Below are 17,356 nucleotides of genomic sequence, written 5' to 3'. Positions count from 1 at the left end.
TAAGCTGTAGCAAAATAACATGGGGATTTCACAGTGTCAATCGAAGAGCTGTCATAGTAGAATTGGCACCACAAGGCCAGCTCGACAGCCCGGCTCTGTAGTCAAACAACATAACAAGACACAGAAGGAGACCCCATGCGATCGATCCGATCCGCTGCACTGCTCATGTCGCTCGCCATCCTGGCGACCGGTTCCGCCGGCGCCGCCCCGGCCATCGCCAAACCCTCGACCGCTCTGCCCGGCGTCAGCCTGCTGGGCGAACCGATCGAGATGCCGGGACTGCAGCGCAAGCGCCAGTTGCGCCTCTACCTGCCGCCCGGCTATGCGGCCTCGAACAAGCGCTACCCGGTCCTCTACATGCACGACGGCCAGAACCTGTTCGATAACGCCACCGCCTACGCGGGTGAATGGAAGGTCGACGAGACCCTCGACGCGCTGGCGAAGGAAGGCAAGCTGGAACTGATCGTGGTCGGCATCGACAACGGTGGCGAAAAGCGCATGACGGAGCTGAACGCCTGGGACAACCCGCAGTTTGGCGCCGGCGAGAACCGCGCCTACACCGACTTCATCGTCAAGACCGTGAAGCCGATGATCGACCGCCAGTACCGCACCCTGCCCGACCGCGCCAACACCGCCATCATGGGCAGCTCGATGGGCGGCCTCGCCTCGCACTATGCGCTGGTGCAGTACCCGGACGTGTTCAGCAAGGCGGGCGTGTTCTCGCCGGCCTACTGGACGGCGCAGCCCTCGTTCGCCTTCGTGGCGTCGAAACCGACGCCGAAGGATGCGCGGGTGTTCATGCTGATGGGCGGGAAGGAAGGGCCGCAGATGAATGCGGACGTCAAGCGCATGGCCGAGGTGGTGCGCGGGACCGGGCATCCGGCGGAGAACACGGTGCTCAAGCTCGTGCCGCAGGCGGAGCACAACGAGGCGTTCTGGGCCGGCGAGCTGCGCGAAGCGCTGCTGTGGATGTTCCGGTAGGCTCGTCGTTCCGGCGAAGGCCGGAACCCAATTCCAGTGCTCAGTGAAGCCATTCTCCGGAAACACGAACCATGCAAACCTGGGTCCCGGCCTTCGCCGGGACGACGTTCAAAGGGCGCGGGTAAGACAGGAACCCGTCAGCCTTTACGATGCGGCTTCTTGGCAGCAGCATCCTTCTTGAAGAACTTCTTCTTCGGCGCCACCGAGATCGGCGCTTCGACCCCATCGCGCGTCATGTTCAGCTGCTGCCCCGCCACCCACACCGTCTTGAGGTGGTCGATCAGGTCGGGCGTCATGTCGTCCGGCAGGTCGAGCGTGCTGTAGTCGTCGTAGATCTCGATGCGTCCGATGTACTTGGCCGGCATGCCGGCTTCGTTGGCGATCGCGCCGACGATATTGCCCGGCTTGACGCCGTGCTGGTGGCCGACTTCGATGCGGAAGGTGGCCATGCCCGGTTCCGGCTCGCGCACCACGCGTTCCTTCTTGAAGCCGGGGTCACGCGGTTCGCGCGTCGCACGCGGCGCGCGATCTTCCCAGGCGCCCTGCTCGCGCGGGGCGAAGTCGGCACGGGACTGCTCCGGCTTCGGCTCGCGGTCCGGCTTTTCCAGCAGCAGCGGCACGTCGCCGCGCGCCAGCTTGGCCAGGGCCGCGGCGATGTCGACCGCCGGCACGTTCTGTTCGCGCTCGTAGTCTTCGACCAGGGTGCGGAACACGTCCAGGCCGCCCTCGGCCAGCGTGGCCGCGATCTGCTCCTTGAACTTGGCGATGCGGACTTCGTTGACCGCCTTCACCGTCGGCAGCTGCAGCGGCGCGACCGGCTGGCGGGTGGCGCGCTCGATCGCTTTGAGCAGGCCGCGCTCGCGCGGGGTGATGAACAGGATCGCGTCGCCGCTGCGGCCGGCGCGGCCGGTGCGGCCGATGCGGTGGGTGTAGCTTTCCGGGTCGGACGGCACGTCGTAGTTGATGACGTGGCTGATGCGCTCCACGTCCAGGCCGCGGGCGGCGACGTCGGTCGCGACCAGGATGTCGATCTTGCCGGTCTTGAGCTGGTCGATGGTGCGTTCGCGCGCCTGCTGGGCCATGTCGCCGTTGATGGCCACCGCCGCGAAACCGCGCGCCTGCAGCTTGGTCGCCAGTTCTTCGGTGCCGAGCTTGGTGCGGGCGAAGATGATCATGCCGTCGAAGGGCTCGGCTTCCAGGATGCGGGTCAGCGCGTCGAGCTTCTGCATGCCGGCGACCAGCCAGTAGCGCTGGGTGATGTTCTCGGCGGTGCCGGTCTTGGCGGCGACGGTCACCTCGGCCGGATCGCGCAGGTAGGTCTTGGCGATGCGCTTGATCGCCGGCGGCATGGTGGCCGAGAACAGCGTGGTCTGGCGCCCTTCCGGGGTCTGCTGCAGGATGTGCTCGACGTCGTCGATGAAGCCCATGCGCAGCATCTCGTCCGCTTCGTCCAGCACCAGGGTCTTCAGCTGCGACAGGTCGAGCGAGCCTTTTTCGATGTGGTCGATCACGCGGCCCGGGGTCGCCACCACCACGTGCACGCCGCGGCGCAGCGCCGACAGCTGCGGGCCGTAGCTCTGGCCGCCGTAGATCGGCAGCACGTGGAAACCCTTGATGTGGGCGGCATAGCTCTGGAAGGCCTCGGCGACCTGGATCGCCAGCTCGCGCGTCGGCGCCAGCACCAGCGCCTGCGGGGTCGCCTGCTTGATGTCGATGCGCGACAGGATCGGCAGGGCGAAGGCGGCGGTCTTGCCGGTGCCGGTCTGGGCCTGCCCCAGCACGTCGCGGTTGGCCAGCAGCAGCGGAATGGTGGCGGCCTGGATCGGCGACGGCGTTTCGTAACCGACTTCCTTCAGCGCCTTGAGGACGGGCGCGGAGATATCGAGGTCGGAAAACGACGGGGTAGGAGTGTCAGACATTGCAAAACTTTCAAATTAAATACACGAAAGCGCCAGTTTACTCTCTTGTTCAAAGAGGGCGGGCACTATTTGGAACGGGGTTAAAAGCAAAAAACCCCATGCGCCGACGACGCATGGGGTCGCACATGATACAGGGTCGGGGCTACATCTTCTTCGCCGCGCACATCCTGGCGATGTAGGCGTCGTGCGTCGGCATCACCTCCACGCACTTGGCGATCACGCCGCGCACGCTCTCGAGGTACTCGGCGATGTCGGCTTCCGACTGGACGTCGGCCAGCGGATGGTAGCCGTCGATCGGCATGTTCTGCCCTTCCAGCACCTGGATCCAGCCGACTTCCGAGAACAGCTCGTTGTCGACCCGGACCACGCGGCCATGCGCGCGGTACATCGCCATCTTGTGGCGCAGCGTGTCGGGAATCGCCATGTTCGCGCATTCCGTCCAGTAGGCGGAATCGGTGCGCTGGTTCAGGTGGTAGTGCAGGATGATGAAGTCGCGGATGCGCTCGTAGTCGAAGCGCGACTGGCGGTTGTACTCGTCGCGGTCGATGCTGCTCCAGCCGCGGTCCGGGAAGAAGTCCAGCAGGCGCTGGATGCCCGACTGGATCAGGTGGATGCTGGTCGACTCGAGCGGCTCGAGGAAACCGCTGGCCAGGCCGAGGGCCACGACGTTGCGGTTCCAGGCGAGCTTGCGCATGCCGGTCTGGAATTTGATCAGGCGCGGCTCGGCCAGCGCCTTGCCGTCCAGGTTGGCCAGCAGCGTGCTCGCCGCTTCGTCGTCGCTGATGAAGCGGCTGCAGTAGACGTGGCCGTTGCCGGTGCGGTGCTGCAGCGGGATGCGCCACTGCCAGCCTGATTTGTGGGCGGTCGCGCGGGTATAAGGCGTGATGCTCGGCGCGGACTCGCAGGGCACGGCCAGCGCGCGGTCGGCCGGCAGCCAACCGGTCCAGTCCTCGAAGCCAGTCTGCAGGGTCTGTTCGATCAGCAGGCCGCGGAAGCCCGAGCAGTCGATGAACAGCTCGCCCTCGACGCGCGTGCCGTTTTCGAGTTCAACCGCATCGATATGACCGTCGCCTTCGCGCTGGGTCGCGCGCGTAATCTTGCCTTCGATGCGGGTCACGCCGCGCGCTTCGGACAGCTTGCGCAGGTATTTCGCGTACAGGCTGGCGTCGAAGTGGTAGGCATAAGCGATGTCGCGCAGCGGCGAATTCTGCACATCGAAGCGCGGCGGCATGAATTTGTTTGCCTTGGCCGCCATGCGCGTGATCGAATACTGCTCGAGCGGCGCGGCCTTGCCGGCGCGGCGCATCTTCTGCCAATACTGGTCGAAGGGCAGCGTGGCCAGGTCCTGGCCCAGGCGCCCGAAGCCGTGCATGTAGCGCTCGCCGAGCTTGCCCCAGTTGACGAACTCGATCCCGAGCTTGAAGCTCCCCTGGGTCTCGCGCATGAATTCGTTCTCGTCGATGCCGACCACGCGGTTGAAGCGCTGGATCATCGGGATCGTCGCTTCGCCGACGCCGACGATGCCGATCTCGTCGGATTCGACCAGGCGGATGTTGTAGCGGCCATTGAGAACGGTCGACAGTGCGGCCGCGGTCATCCAGCCGGCGGTGCCGCCGCCGACGATGACGATGTCCTTGATTGGTTCAGTAGTCATGTTCGTTACCCGGTGCGTATGACGAAAATCGACCCCTGGCGGACCGAAGTCCGGCAGGGGTCGATACTTTACCTCAGTTCAGCTCAGCTTAAAACTTGTAGCTGGCGCCGAAGTGGTAGGTGCGGCCATAGTCCACGCGGTTCGACGGATTGTTCTCGTCGGTGGTGTACTCCAGGAACGGTGCGTTGTTCCAGTTCTGCGCCTGGGCGAACAGGCTCACGCCCTTCAGCCAGCCGGACTGCACTTCGTAGGACACCTGCAGGTCGACGATGGTGTCGCCCTTGATGAAGGTCAGCTGCTGGTTGTCCTGGAAGTCGGACACCTGGCCCAGGAAGCTCGAACGCTTGCGCGCCGCGGCGGCGATCTGGAAGCCGTTCTTCTCGTAGTACAGGCGCAGGTTGCTGACCTTGCGCGACAGACCCGGCAACGGGATCGTGACCGAGTCGCCGTTCACGTTCGCGAAGCCGATTTCCGGCAGCTCGATACCCGAACGGGTGTCGGAGTGGTTGACCATCACGCCGAAGCCGTCCAGGTACTCCGAGACCATCGAGAACGGCACGTTGACCGCCAGCTCGTAGCCCTTGATGTTGCCGCCGTCGCCGTTGGTCGGCTGGGTGAACAGGCCCTGGGTCGAACCCGCGAACGGACCGGTGGTCGGCAGCGGGGTGGTCGGCGTGATGTACGGCGCGTAGTTGAACGCACGCGGCGCACGCAGGATGTAGGTGTCGAGCTTCTTGTAGAAGACCGCGGCGCTGATGTAGCCCTTGTTGCCGAAGTACTTCTCGTACGACAGGTCGAGCTGCTTGGCGCGGAACGGCTTCAGCTGCGGGTTGCCGCCGCTGCCGGTCAGGATCGACACGCCCTGGGTCGCCAGGCCGAAGTTCTGGCCGGCGCGCAGGTCGTCCAGGTTGGCGCGCGAGACCACCTTGGCGGCGCCGAAGCGCAGCGCCTGGTCATTGCCCAGGTCGAAGCTTACGTTCAGGCTCGGCAGGACGTCCCAGTAGCTGTCGCCATCGCTGACGCGCTGGGCCGGGCAGGTCTGCGCGGTATTGCCGACGCAACGCGCCTTGTCGATCACGTAGCCGCCGCCGGTCTGGCGGGTGTGGATTGCCTGCAGGCCCACGTTGCCGCGGTAGTTCAGGCCGAACAGCTCGCCGTCCAGGTCGCCCATGAAGTAGGCGGTGTTGATGCGCTCGGAAACGTCCCAGAACTTGTTGTAGATGTCGGCGTCGACCTTGTTGGCCAGCTCGTAGACGGTGCCGAGCGAACCGCGCGGATCCCACGACACCACGTTGAAGCCGGAAGCGCCGGCCTGGGCGACATCGCTGCCCGGCACGCCAACCGCCGCGTACGGGCCGCTGCCGCCCTTGATCACCAGGCGACCTTCGTCGCCGGTGCGCGACTTGTCGCGCGAGGTGTGGTTGAAGCCGTAGGTGGTGCCGGTGATCGGGCCCCACTCGACAGCCTTCTTGGCGGTCAGGCGCACGGCCTTGACCTGGTCCTCGACGTAAGGCTGGGCCAGGTAGCCGGCCTGCGGCGAAGCTTCGCCGCCGGACCAGCCCATCACGTCGGTCAGGCGCGCGATGTTGCGGTCGGCGTAGTTCGAGCCCGGGGTGTACTTCACCTGGGTGACGTTGCCGCCGTCGAAGCCGCTGTAGCGCAGAGTATCCTGGGCGCGACCGGCGATGCCGGCGGTGGTCTCGTAGCGCGAACCCAGCTTGGTGGCCTTCGACCAGGTCAGGTCGGCCGCGGTGGTCCAGTCGCCGATCTTCAGCTCGTTGTTCCAGCCGATGGTCTTGAGGTCGTCCTCGTTGCCTTCGTAGTGGTTGCGGACCACGCCCTTCCAGTTGCTGATGGTGCCGCTGGTGGCGACCCCGTTGGCGACGGTCGCGCTGCTCAGCACGTGCGGCAGCTCGTAGGTGCCGCCGCCGTTGTAGGCGACGCCGCCTTCGAAGCCGGTCTTCTTCAGGCCGGTTTCGCCGGCAGAGTAGAACAGGTCGACGGTCGACTTGAAGTTGCGGTTCGGGCGCCATTGCAGCGAAGCGAAGGCGCCGTCGCGGTTGTGCGAGCCGACTTCGGTGTCGTAGCCGAAGCCACCCGGGGTCTTCACGTCGACGCCGTTGTACGGCATGGTCGCGGTGCCCCAGGAATTGAACTTGGCCTGGCCGCCGCCCATTTCTTCATAGCGGGTGAAGCCAGCCGCCACACCGATGGTGCGGTTCGCGAACTGGTCGATGTAGGACAAGGTGTAGCGGTCGCCATCGCCTTCCGGCAGGCCGTCGCGCTGCTTCACACCCAGGCGGCTCTTCTTGTAGCTGACGGCGACGGTGCGCTTGCCGAAGTCAAGCGGCTGCACGGTGCGCAGGTCGATGGTCGAAGCCAGGCCCTGGCCGACGACGGTCGCGTCCGGGGTCTTGTAGATCATGATGGAACCCATCAGTTCGGCCGGGAACAGGTCGAACTCGGGGGAACGGGCATTGCCGGTCGAGGCCATTTCACGGCCGTTCAGCAGGGTGCCGTTGAAGCTCGGCGAGAGGCCGCGCACCGAGATCTCCGCAGCCTTGCCCGAGCTGCGGCCGCGCTGCACGGCCACGCCCGGCAGGCGCGAAATCGATTCGGCGACGCTCTGGTCCGGCAGCTTGCCGATGTCTTCGGCCGACACGGCTTCGACGATCGAATTGGAATTCTTCTTGATCGAGATCGCCGCCTCGATGCCGCGGCGAATACCGGTCACGGTCACGGTCGAGACCTGGCCGTTGGCGTTCGAAGTCGCGCCCGGCGGGGTCGGCTCGGCGGCGGTGGCCGCCTGCTCGGCCGAATTCGGCGCGGTGGCGACGCTCGACGTAGCGCTGGTAGTGGTCGTCGTGTTGTCCTGGGTTTGCGCGTAGGCGCTGCCGGCGAACACGGACAGGAAGACTGCGCAGCCGGCGGCGACCGGGCTCAGCAGGAAGGCTTGGCGGACCGGCTCAGCGGCGCGCTTGGTTGCGAAGATACTCATTTGTCCCCTCAATAAAGACCAATAATTTTTTTCCCGAAACTACAGCGCGTCAGGCAGCTTGCACCGGCAGCCTCAAGTAAACGTAATGCAACGTTCTGTCGAGGATTCTGTATTAAAACTAGATGCACTGTCAACGGGAGTTGCTTGTTACTACGATAATGGCATGTTTCTCAGAAAATCGTCATAAAAACACAGAGCGCACGTTGTATTTGGGCTACAACGGTGCATACAGAGGGTTGTAGTCCTACTACAAACGATGAATTTTTAAGCAAAATGCATTGAAATGCACCAAGACGGTGCAATTCAGCTCAGCGAGCGGCACGCGGCTATTCGACGGGCTAGACCGACAATTGGCATTTACAAAAGGAAATCTGTACTTTGACTAGATATCGAACTTGCCACATTTTTGTACCTCGACTACTTCCGTAGTATTCTCCAGGCAATACAACCAGAAAGGGCAACTCTCTTGTCCAGCATGCACAGCGCTGTACTGTAGTCTGACTACGCTGGAACAGGAGGTCCCTACCATCATGAGACAACTCCTCACCCTCCTCCTGCTCGGCGGCGCCTCGCTCGCCGCTTCCGCCCAGTCCCCTGCCATTGCCCACATGGAGCCGCCGTTCTGGTGGACCGGCATGCAGCACAAGGGGCTGCAACTGATGGTGCATGGCGAGGGCATCGCCGCGCTCGAACCGTCACTCACCTTCCCCGGCGTGCGCATCGCCACCGTGACCCGCGTCCCGAACCGGAACTATCTGTTCATCGACCTCGAGATCGGCCAGGATGCGAAGCCCGGCAGCTTCGACATCGTCTTCAAGGGCGCCGCACGCCCGACGTCGTATACCTACCGCCTGCTGGCGCGCGAGCCCGGTTCCGCCCAGCGCGTCGGCTTCAATAGCAGCGACACCATCTACCAGGTGATGCCGGACCGCTTCGCCAACGGCGACCCGTCCAACGACAGCACCACGGACACCCGCGAAAAGGCGAATCGCGCCAACCCCGGCGGCCGCCACGGCGGCGACATCGCCGGCATGATCAAGCGTCTCGACTACATCCGCGACCTCGGCTTCACCCAGCTATGGCCGACGCCGCTGGTCGAGAACGACATGCCGGGCTTCTCCTATCACGGCTACGCCGCCACCGATCATTACCGGATCGACCCGCGCTACGGCAGCAACGAAGACTTCCGGCGTCTCTCGGTGGAAGCGAAGAAGCGCGGCATCGGCCTGATCCAGGACGTGGTGCTGTCGCATATCGGCAGTGCGCACTGGTGGATGAAGGACATGCCGACCTCGGACTGGATCAACTACGGCGGGCAATTCGTGCCGACCCACCACCACCGCACCGCGGTGCAGGATCCGTACGCCTCGAAGGAAGACGCCGACAACTTCACGCGGGGCTGGTTCGTCAAGAACATGCCGGACCTGAACCAGAGCAATCCGCTGGTCGCCAACTACCTCATCCAGAACAATATCTGGTGGATCGAATACGCCGGCCTCTCGGGCCTGCGCATCGACACCTTCGGCTATTCGGACGGCGCTTTCCTGTCCGAGTACACGCGCCGCCTGATGCAGGAATACCCGAAGCTGAACCTGGTCGGCGAAGAGTGGAGCACGCGCCCGCCGGTGGTGGCGCGCTGGCAGCGCGGCAAGGACAACTTCGACGGCTACCGCGCCTCGACGCCGAGCCTGATGGACTTCCCGGTGGCCGAAGCCATGCGCACCGCGCTGGCCGACACCAAGGGCCACAACGTGTTCAACGAAGTCTACGAGACGCTCTCGCTCGACTACCTGTACCCGGAACCGGGCAACCTGGTGCTGTTCGAGGCCAACCACGACATGTCGCGCATCTGGAGCGTGGTGGGCGAGGACTTCGACCGCTACCGCATGATGATGGTGTTCCTGATGACGATGCCGCGCATTCCGCAGCTCTACACCGGCGACGAGATCCTGATGACCAGCGCAACGAAACAGCGCGACGACGCCAGCTACCGCCGCGACTTCCCCGGCGGCTGGGAGGGCGACAAGGTCGACGCCTTCACCGGCAAGGGACTCGGCGCCCAGCAGCGCGCCGCCCAGGACCTGGTGCGCAAGCTGGCCACCTGGCGCAAGAATCAGCCGCTGATCCACCACGGGAAGATGATGCACTTCGGCCCGCGCGACAATACCTGGGTCTACTTCCGCTACCAGGGCGACAAGAAGGTCTTGGTCGCCTTCAACAACAACCCGAAGGAGATGGTGCTCGACACCGCGCGCTTCCGCGAGATGCTGGCAGATGTGCCGGGCGGCGTCGACGTGCTGAGCGGCCGCCGCTTCGACCTGCGGCGCGAACTGCGCCTGCCGGCGATGGCCAGCGTGGTGCTGGAACTGGAGGCCGCCCGATGATGCGCCGTGTACTGGCCCTTGCCGCCCTCCTCGCCTGCCTGCCGGCTGCCGCCCAGGACAAGCACCTGTACGTGCGCGGCGCCTTCAACGGCTGGGGCACCGATAACGCGCTCACCAGGAAGGCCGACCAGGTCTACGAAGCCGACATCCTGGTCGGCCCCGGCAACCACGCCTTCAAGGTCGGCAGCGGCGACTGGAGCGACGAGTGGGTGGTCGACAGCACGCAAAGCGTCACCGTGGCGCCCGACAAGCCCTACCGGCTCGAGACCCGTTCCGGCCCCGAGGACTACCTGTTCGTGCGCCGGACCGGCACCTACCGCTTCACGGTCGACACACGCGACCCGGCCGCGCCGCAGCTGCGCATCGTGCGCCTGGCGGATCAGGCAACCGCCGGCGCCGCCGATCCGCACGCGGGCCGCCCCGTCGTCGCCCTGGACTGGCCGACCTGGGACGGCAGGCAGGAAACCGCCCGCTTCTCCTCGCCCGATCCGCAGGCGCGGCTGCGCAGCTATACCCACTCGAGCAGCATGAACCTGCGCGACCCCGGCCCGCAGCACGTGACGTATCGCGAGGAGGCCGGCCTGCCGCGCATCCGCACCGGCAACCTGGCCTTCGACGCCCTGTTCGCGCTGGCCGGCCACGAGATGCGCCAGGACTCGGTGAGCCAGATCCGTGACGGCAACTACAACGGCGGCGCCGCGATACCCTGCGACTGCTTCGCCACCGGCGAGAAGTGGCACTACGTCTGGACCCGCGACCTCTCCTATGCGGCCGACCTGGGCCTGGCCCTGCTCGACCCGCAGCGGGTGCGCAACTCGCTCGATTTCAAACTGTCCGGCTGGCGCGCGGGCGTCCCGATCGCGCCGCAGATCGCGGGCACGAAGGACGGCCTGCAGATCGTGCAGGACACAGGCAGCGGCGGCAGCTGGCCGGTCAGCACCGACCGCATGAGCTGGGCCTTCGCGGCCGAGGAAACCCTGCGCACCCTGCCGGCAAGCGAGCGCGCGGCCTTTGCACGGCGTGCGCTGCAGGCCCTGTCGAACACCATCGAGAACGACCGCATCGCGGCCTTCGACGCGCAGACCGGCCTGTACAACGGAGAACAATCCTTCCTCGACTGGCGCGACCAGAGCTACGCGGCCTGGATGCCGACGCAGCTGGCGGCGATGTCGACCTCGAAGTCGCTGTCGACCAACGTCACGCACTACCAGGCGCTCACCCTGGCGGCGCGGCTGGCGCGCGAACACAAGGACGCGGCGCGCGCGCAGCGCTACGAGGGCTGGGCGGCGCAGCTCAAGCGCGCCATCAACGAGCAGCTGTGGCTGAAGGACGCCGGCATGTACAGCAGCCTGACCGCCGGCTACCTCGACGGCGCGCCGCTGCACAAGTTCGACTGGCTCGGCCTGGCGCTGGCCATCGTCACCGGCGTGGCCGATGCAGACCAGGCGCGCTCGATCCTGGCGCACTACCCGCACGGCCCGATGGGCGCGCCGGTCATCTGGCCCCAGCAGCCCGGCATGCCGGTCTACCACAACCGCGCCATCTGGCCTTTTGTTACCGGCTATGGCCTGCGGGCGGCGGCGCAGGCGGGCAACGTCGCGGTGGCCGACGCGGCCTACGCCACGTTGATGCGCGGCGCGGCGCTGAACCTGTCGAACATGGAGAACCTCGAGTGGCTGTCCGGCCAGCCCCTGCTGCTCGACGAAGTCAATCCCTCGCTGATCGGGCCGGTGATCAATTCACGCCGCCAGCTGTGGTCCGTCGGCGCCTATATCGGCATGGTGGTCACCAACGTCTTCGGCGTCTCGGCGCGCGACGACGGCATCGCCTTGAAGCCTTTCGTGACGGCGAAGCTGCGCCGCGAGTATTTTGGCGGCGCCAAGGAGATCGCGCTGCAGGACCTGCGCCTGCATGGCAAGCGCCTGGACGTGCGCCTGCGCCTCCCCGCGGCCAGCCGGGAGGACGGCTACTATGCGGTGGAGCGCATTCTCCTGAACGGCAAGCCGGCGCAGGACACGATCCGGCTGCGGCAGCTGGGCGAGCACAACGACATCGAGATCGTGCTCGGCAGCCTGCAAGCGGGCCAGCAGGCGATCCGCCGCGTGCAGGACGACCCGTATGCAGCGGACGGCGCCACCTTCGGCCCGCGCGAGCCGCTCATCCTCGGGCTCGCGCGCGACGGCGGCGCCGTCACGGTGCCGTTCGAACCGGGCGGCGCGGAGCAGGGCGCGGTCTACAGCGTCTACCGCGACGGCAAGCTGGCAGCCGACGCCCTGCCGGCCGGCGAGTGGCGCGACACATCCGCCAGCGCCACCGCCTGCTACGCCATGGAGGCGCGCTTCCCGGCCACCGGCAACCGCAGCCACCACAGCGTCCCGCGCTGCGTGGGCGACAACATCGAGATCCCCGTCACCGATCCGCGCATCGTCTCGAACATCAAGCCGGTTGCGCCGGACGCGCAGTTCACGATGCCGCGCATTGCCGGCTGGGGCCAGCCGGCTGACCGCTTCGCCGTCGAGCGCATCGAGGTGGGCACGCCGGGGCGCTACCAGGTGCAGCTGCGCTATCACAACGCGGCCAACCTGGTGAACCTGGGGATCAGCAATGGGGTGAAGTGGCTGACCGTGAAGAACGCGGCCGGCAAGACGGTGGCGCAGGGCGTGATCCAGATGCCGCATGCGCCGGTGGCGAAGGCGGATACGCCGGTGGCGTATTCGACGCCGCTGGCGGCGCAGCTGGCAAAGGGCAGCTATCGGATCGAGATGAGCGATTTCTATAATATGAGCTACCTGGAGAGTAACAGCAGCTTCAGTGGGGCTGGTGGAGCAAAGGGGCCGTACAACCGCTTCGACATCATGGGCATCCGACTGCTCCGCACCAGCCGTTAACCGCCGATCCGTCGCACCGGCCTTCGCCGGTGCGACGGTCTCCGAGCCAACGGATTACTCGTCTTCCGCCCCGGCCGACACCGCCCTTGCCTCCTTGCGCGACGCCCCCTGCACCATGAGCGCCAGTCTCCCTTCCAGCACACGAAACTCCAGCGGCATCGCCATCTGGCTCACCTCCCCGTCGGCGGCCACCTTCAGGCGCTTGCGGCCATACACCGCCGGCGTGCGCACCGTCAGGCGCTTGAAGGCGAAGGCCTCGACGTCCGCATCCTTGAGCCGCCCCAGCATCCCGCGCACCAGCAGGCCGAGCAGGCCCAGCTTGCCCATCGGACGCGGCGCGATGGCGACCAGCTGGCCCTCTTCCACCGCCTCGGTCAGCCCCTCCATGCCCACCTGCTCCAGCTGCAGGCGGTTGTTGCCGACGAACAGGGTGGTCGTGCGCAGGCGGCGTTCCTTGCCGTCCTGCTCGAGGGTGATGCGCAGGTGGCGGTGCGGGCGCAACGCCATCTTGATCGCGGAGAAGAAGGCGACCACGCGGCTGCGGCCGTATTGCTGCTTGTCGTGCTCGCGCTCTTCGAGCAGCTTCGGATACAGGCCGACGCTGGCGTTGACGAGGAAGATCTTGTTGTTGAGCAGGCCCACCTGCACCGGCCGCACGCGCGCGCGCAGCAGCGAGTACACGGCTTCGGCCAGGTCTTCGGGAATCCCGTGGGTGCGTCCGAAATAGTTGAACGTGCCCTGCGGCAAGACGCCGAAGATGCAGCCGGCCAGCACCGCTTCATGCGCCACGGTATTGATGGTGCCATCACCGCCCGCCGCCACCAGGATGCCGTCGCTCTGCAAGGCTTTCTGCGCCATGTCGCGCGCGATGTCCTGCAGCCGCGCCGGGTCGTCGACCATCTCCAGATGGCAGGCGCGGCCCGCGGCGGCCAGCACCGATTCGATGGTCGAGCGCCGTATCGCCGTTTCGGAATGGCCCGAGCCGGCATTCAGGACGATGAAGATGGGCGCGTCGGGACGCGGCTCGGGGGGAGATTCGAAGGGCATCGCTGGCTCGGTGACAAGTGGTGGACATTCAGGCACCGCAATCCTACCACCGGCGCTTGCCGCGCTGCGTCAGCCAACGCACACAGCGCTCAGCTTTCGCGGCGTAGCAAGGCCATGCCGTAGACGTTCACGCCCGGCTGCCCCGCCACCAGCACGGCGAAACGCTCGAAGTCCATGCCCAGCTTGCGCAGCAGGCCGATCGACGCCGCGTTGGCGGGATTGGTGATGGCCACCAGGCGGGCAATGCCGATCCTGGCCGCATGCGCGGCGACCGCCTGCGCCGACTCGAAGGCATAGCCGCAGCCGCGATGTGCCGGCAGGAAAGCGTAGCCGATGTCGACGTCGTCGAGGGTGTCGCGCTTGATCAGGCCCGACATGCCGACCGGCTGGCCGTCCTCGATGCGCTCGACGATATACAGCGAGTGGCCGCGGGTGCGCTGCATCGCCACCGGGCCGTCCTCGATCGCGCGCGCCGCCGCGTCCAGGGTGCGCAGGCCGCGGTCGCCGATATAGGCGATGAAATCGGGGTCGTTGACGAGGGCGAGGTAGAAGGCGGCGTCGTTCGCATCGGCCACGCGCAGGCGCAGGCGCGCGGTGCGCAGGACCTCGCTCACGCGTCCACCGTCGGCCAGTGGTCCGGGTCCTGCAGCAGCTGGTACATCACGTAGGCGTCCACGTAGCCGAGACGCCGGTGGCGGTAGGCCTTGGGCAGGGTGCCGACGATCGAGAAGCCGAGTTTTTTCCACAAGCGCACGGCGGCGGTATTGGTGCTCACCACGTGGTTGAACTGCATGGCGAGGTAGCCCTGGGCGCGCGCCTCGCCCAGGCAATGCTCGCCCAGCATGCGGCCCACGCCGGCGCCTTGCGCCGAGGGGCTGACCATGAAGGAGGCGTTGGCCACGTGGTGGCCGCGCCCGACCTGGTTGGACAGCAGGCGGTACATGCCGAGCACGCGCCCGCCGTTCGAGGTCGCGACGAAACTCGACACGCCCTGCCCGAACCAGTAGGCATGGCCGGCGTCGCGCGAGGTGGCGGTGGTGAAGGGATAGCTTTCGCCGGTGGCGAGATGGGCGCAGAAGATGCTCCACATCGCATCGAAGTCCTGGTCGCCGGCGGGGCGGATCTGCATGTCTTTCACGGAGTCGGAAGCGCCAGAGTAGACTGGAAAACGGCCTATTCTAGCGCCAAACCGCGCCGGGTTTCGTACAATATTGTTACCTATTGTGAGTACCCGCCTGCGTACCCGCCGCGGGAATGCGGAAATCGGTGGCGGCAGGCCTGCCGGGCAGGTGCAAGGTGGCCTGGCTTGGTGCTGTCTCCGACACGATGGCCCCGCGCCGCACCACGAGCTTGCGCGCCGCGCGCAGGCGGATCGCCTCCACCGGCGAGCCGGCGTCGAGCAGCACCATGTCGGCGTAGCGCCCGGTCGCGATGCCGTAGTCTTCCAGGCCGAGGATGCGCGCCGGCGTCTCGGTGACGGCGGTGAAGCAGGCCGCCATCGCCTCGACCCCGGTCATCTGCGCCACGTGCAGTCCCATGTGCGCCACTTCCAGCATGTCGCCGGAGCCCATGCCGTACCAGGGGTCGAGCACGCAGTCGTGGCCGAAGGCGACGTCGACGCCGGCCGCCATCAGCTCCGGCACCCGGGTCATGCCGCGCCGCTTCGGGTAGCTGTCGTGGCGGCCCTGCAGGGTGATGTTGATCAGCGGGTTGGCGATCGCCGCGACCCCGCTTTCCGCGATCAGGGGCAGCAGCTTGCTGACGTAGTAGTTGTCCATCGAATGCATCGAGGTCAGGTGCGAGCCGGCCACCCTGCCCTGCAGGCCGAGGCGCTGGGTCTCGTACGCCAGCGACTCGATGTGGCGCGACATCGGGTCGTCGGTCTCGTCGCAGTGCATGTCCACGCGCAGCCCCTTGTCGGCCGCGAACTCGCACAGCAGGCGCACCGATTCGGCGCCCTGCGCCATGGTGCGCTCGAAGTGCGGGATGCCGCCGACCACGTCGACGCCCATGGCGATGGCGCGCTTCAGGTTGTCGAAGGCGCCAGGGCTGCGCAGCAGGCCGTCCTGGGGGAAGGCCACCAGCTGCAGGTCGAGGTAGGGCGCGACGCGGCGCTTGACGTCGAGCAGGGCCTCGACCGCCAGCAGGCGCTCGTCGCAGACGTCGACGTGGGTGCGGATCGCCAGCAGGCCGCGCGCCACCGCCCAGTCGCAGTAGCGCATGGCGCGTTCGACCAGCGCGTCCTGGCTGAGCTGGGGTTTCAGTTCGCCCCAGACGCGTATGCCTTCGAGCAAGGTCCCGCTCTGGTTGACGCGCGGCAAACCATAGCTGAGTACGGAATCCATGTGGAAATGGGCGTCGACAAAGGGCGGGCTGACCAGGTCACCGTCCGCATCGATTTCGCGGGCGCCCTGGGCGCGCATCCTTTGCTCCACCGCGACGATGCGCTCGCCTTCGATGCCGATGTCGATGCCGTGGCTGCCGTCCGGCAAGGTCGCATTCCGAATCACGAGATCCATGGGGTTCCTCCTGTTGTTTTCCCGATTGTAGCGATTTCCTTCAGGATCGGTCCGCTTCAGGATGAACGGCGCACGACACATGCTGCACTGCAATAAGTTTGTTGCAAATTAAAGCAGAACGCCTTTGCAAGCGAGCCGAATCATGGCTACACTAGCCGATATTGCAGTGCGCCATAATTCAAAAAGGAATCCGTATGACTTCGCTTCCCGAGCAATTCTCCGCAGCACGCAAGGCCCAGTTCGAAGCCGGCTTCGACATCTTCCAGTCCTTCGCCAACCAGGCGTTCGAAAGCGCCAGCCGGGTCGCCGCCCTGAACCTGGCGACCTCGCGCGACACCCTGGAGCGCTCGGCGCGCACCGCCACCGCCCTGTTCGCCTCGAAAGATCCGCGCGATCTCCTGATGCTGGGCGGACATGCCGAGGAACAGGTGCGCAGCCTGTTCAGCTACGGCCGCGAACTGATGAATATCGCCGGCGGCATCCGTCCGTATGCGCTGCGCGCGCCGACGCAGGCCCCGGCTGGCAACGATATCGAAACCGTGGCGTTCAAGCCGGTCCTTGCGCCGGCGCCCCTACCAGAGCCGGTCGTCGAGACGCCCGCGCCCGCCGTCGAAGCGGCCGCGCCGGTGCTCGCCGGGACGCCCCCGGCGGAGCCGGTTGTGGTTGCCGAGCCGGAACCGGCTGTCGAGCTGATCGTCACGGCGACCGAGCCGGCCCCGGTAGCCGAGCCGAAAGCCATCGTCAAGGCCGTCGGCAAGGGCGCGGCGCGCGCCGCCGTGGTGCCGCACCCCGCCGCCGCGCCGATCCCTGCTGCGGACGAGGTCGAAACACCGAAGGTGCAACTGGCGCCGACCTCCCCGCGCCGCAAGAAATAATGCAGGTATGACACACGGGGCGCCGCGCTGCGCCTGAGTGGCAAAACGACTACACTAGCGGGCTTCGGCCCGCTTTTGTTTTTGGGCGCAA

The 17,356-nt window shown here is 66.3% G+C and carries 11 protein-coding genes; 4 read left to right on the top strand and 7 right to left on the bottom strand.

From position 1 onward, the window contains the following. Positions 1 to 135: 135 nt before the first annotated feature. The gene (locus LQ564_RS03660; RefSeq protein ID WP_231056715.1) at positions 136 to 981 is read left to right on the top strand and encodes an alpha/beta hydrolase; all 846 of its coding nucleotides are present in this window, start codon (positions 136 to 138) and stop codon (positions 979 to 981) included. Positions 982 to 1,118: 137 nt separating this feature from the next. Here LQ564_RS03660 and LQ564_RS03655 read toward each other — a convergent pair whose 3' ends face one another. The 3 genes from LQ564_RS03655 to LQ564_RS03645 form a co-directional block, all read right to left on the bottom strand. After that, the gene (locus tag LQ564_RS03655) at positions 1,119 to 2,900 is read right to left on the bottom strand and encodes a DEAD/DEAH box helicase (protein WP_231056714.1); all 1,782 of its coding nucleotides are present in this window, start codon (positions 2,898 to 2,900) and stop codon (positions 1,119 to 1,121) included. 142 nt (positions 2,901 to 3,042) lie between these two features. Beyond that, positions 3,043 to 4,554: a tryptophan halogenase family protein gene (locus LQ564_RS03650; protein ID WP_231056713.1), complete on the bottom strand. Its 1,512-nt coding sequence runs from the start codon at positions 4,552 to 4,554 to the stop codon at positions 3,043 to 3,045. An 88-nt stretch (positions 4,555 to 4,642) separates the two neighbouring features. Then, entirely contained in the window at positions 4,643 to 7,552 is a 2,910-nt protein-coding gene (locus tag LQ564_RS03645; protein WP_231056712.1) for a TonB-dependent receptor, read from the bottom strand. A gap of 530 nt (positions 7,553 to 8,082) precedes the next feature. Here LQ564_RS03645 and LQ564_RS03640 point away from each other — a divergent pair. Further along, complete coding sequence (locus LQ564_RS03640; protein WP_231056711.1) at positions 8,083 to 9,936, top strand: glycoside hydrolase family 13 protein; 1,854 nt, start codon at positions 8,083 to 8,085, stop codon at positions 9,934 to 9,936. Further along, positions 9,933 to 12,824, top strand: a complete 2,892-nt coding sequence (locus LQ564_RS03635; protein WP_231056710.1) for an MGH1-like glycoside hydrolase domain-containing protein — start codon at positions 9,933 to 9,935, stop codon at positions 12,822 to 12,824. The genes LQ564_RS03640 and LQ564_RS03635 overlap by 4 nt, the downstream gene beginning before the upstream one ends. A gap of 54 nt (positions 12,825 to 12,878) precedes the next feature. Here the strand turns inward: LQ564_RS03635 and LQ564_RS03630 are convergent, their stop codons facing one another. The 4 genes from LQ564_RS03630 to LQ564_RS03615 form a co-directional block, all read right to left on the bottom strand. Then, a complete protein-coding gene (locus tag LQ564_RS03630; RefSeq protein ID WP_231056709.1) occupies positions 12,879 to 13,871 on the bottom strand; it encodes a diacylglycerol/lipid kinase family protein in 993 nt (330 codons plus the stop codon). Positions 13,872 to 13,960: 89 nt separating this feature from the next. Beyond that, positions 13,961 to 14,485 (bottom strand): GNAT family N-acetyltransferase, encoded by a 525-nt coding sequence (locus LQ564_RS03625; protein ID WP_231056708.1) that lies wholly within the window; start codon positions 14,483 to 14,485, stop codon positions 13,961 to 13,963. Then, positions 14,482 to 15,009: a GNAT family N-acetyltransferase gene (locus LQ564_RS03620; RefSeq protein WP_231056707.1), complete on the bottom strand. Its 528-nt coding sequence runs from the start codon at positions 15,007 to 15,009 to the stop codon at positions 14,482 to 14,484. The genes LQ564_RS03625 and LQ564_RS03620 overlap by 4 nt, the downstream gene beginning before the upstream one ends. Positions 15,010 to 15,085: 76 nt before the next feature. Next, positions 15,086 to 16,390 (bottom strand): amidohydrolase family protein, encoded by a 1,305-nt coding sequence (locus tag LQ564_RS03615; RefSeq protein WP_231056706.1) that lies wholly within the window; start codon positions 16,388 to 16,390, stop codon positions 15,086 to 15,088. A 194-nt stretch (positions 16,391 to 16,584) separates the two neighbouring features. On the opposite strand from LQ564_RS03615, the gene LQ564_RS03610 reads away from it, so the two are divergent. Further along, positions 16,585 to 17,265, top strand: coding sequence for a phasin family protein (locus tag LQ564_RS03610; RefSeq protein ID WP_231056705.1), 681 nt, complete (start codon positions 16,585 to 16,587; stop codon positions 17,263 to 17,265). Positions 17,266 to 17,356: the final 91 nt, after the last annotated feature.

It is taken from the genome of Massilia phyllostachyos (assembly GCF_021044825.1).
In the GTDB taxonomy this organism is placed as follows: domain Bacteria; phylum Pseudomonadota; class Gammaproteobacteria; order Burkholderiales; family Burkholderiaceae_D; genus Telluria; species Telluria phyllostachyos.
This window is presented reverse-complemented; position numbering and strand designations above follow the sequence as displayed.

What these genes read in the sequence shown, in the direction of transcription:
- LQ564_RS03630 (WP_231056709.1), bottom strand. Translation starts at nt 13,871, where the DNA reads ATGCCCTTCGAATCTCCCCCCGAGCCGCGTCCCGACGCGCCCATCTTC.
- LQ564_RS03645 (WP_231056712.1), bottom strand. Translation starts at nt 7,552, where the DNA reads ATGAGTATCTTCGCAACCAAGCGCGCCGCTGAGCCGGTCCGCCAAGCC.
- LQ564_RS03610 (WP_231056705.1), top strand. Translation starts at nt 16,585, where the DNA reads ATGACTTCGCTTCCCGAGCAATTCTCCGCAGCACGCAAGGCCCAGTTC.
- LQ564_RS03650 (WP_231056713.1), bottom strand. Translation starts at nt 4,554, where the DNA reads ATGACTACTGAACCAATCAAGGACATCGTCATCGTCGGCGGCGGCACC.
- LQ564_RS03660 (WP_231056715.1), top strand. Translation starts at nt 136, where the DNA reads ATGCGATCGATCCGATCCGCTGCACTGCTCATGTCGCTCGCCATCCTG.
- LQ564_RS03640 (WP_231056711.1), top strand. Translation starts at nt 8,083, where the DNA reads ATGAGACAACTCCTCACCCTCCTCCTGCTCGGCGGCGCCTCGCTCGCC.
- LQ564_RS03655 (WP_231056714.1), bottom strand. Translation starts at nt 2,900, where the DNA reads ATGTCTGACACTCCTACCCCGTCGTTTTCCGACCTCGATATCTCCGCG.
- LQ564_RS03615 (WP_231056706.1), bottom strand. Translation starts at nt 16,390, where the DNA reads ATGGATCTCGTGATTCGGAATGCGACCTTGCCGGACGGCAGCCACGGC.
- LQ564_RS03635 (WP_231056710.1), top strand. Translation starts at nt 9,933, where the DNA reads ATGATGCGCCGTGTACTGGCCCTTGCCGCCCTCCTCGCCTGCCTGCCG.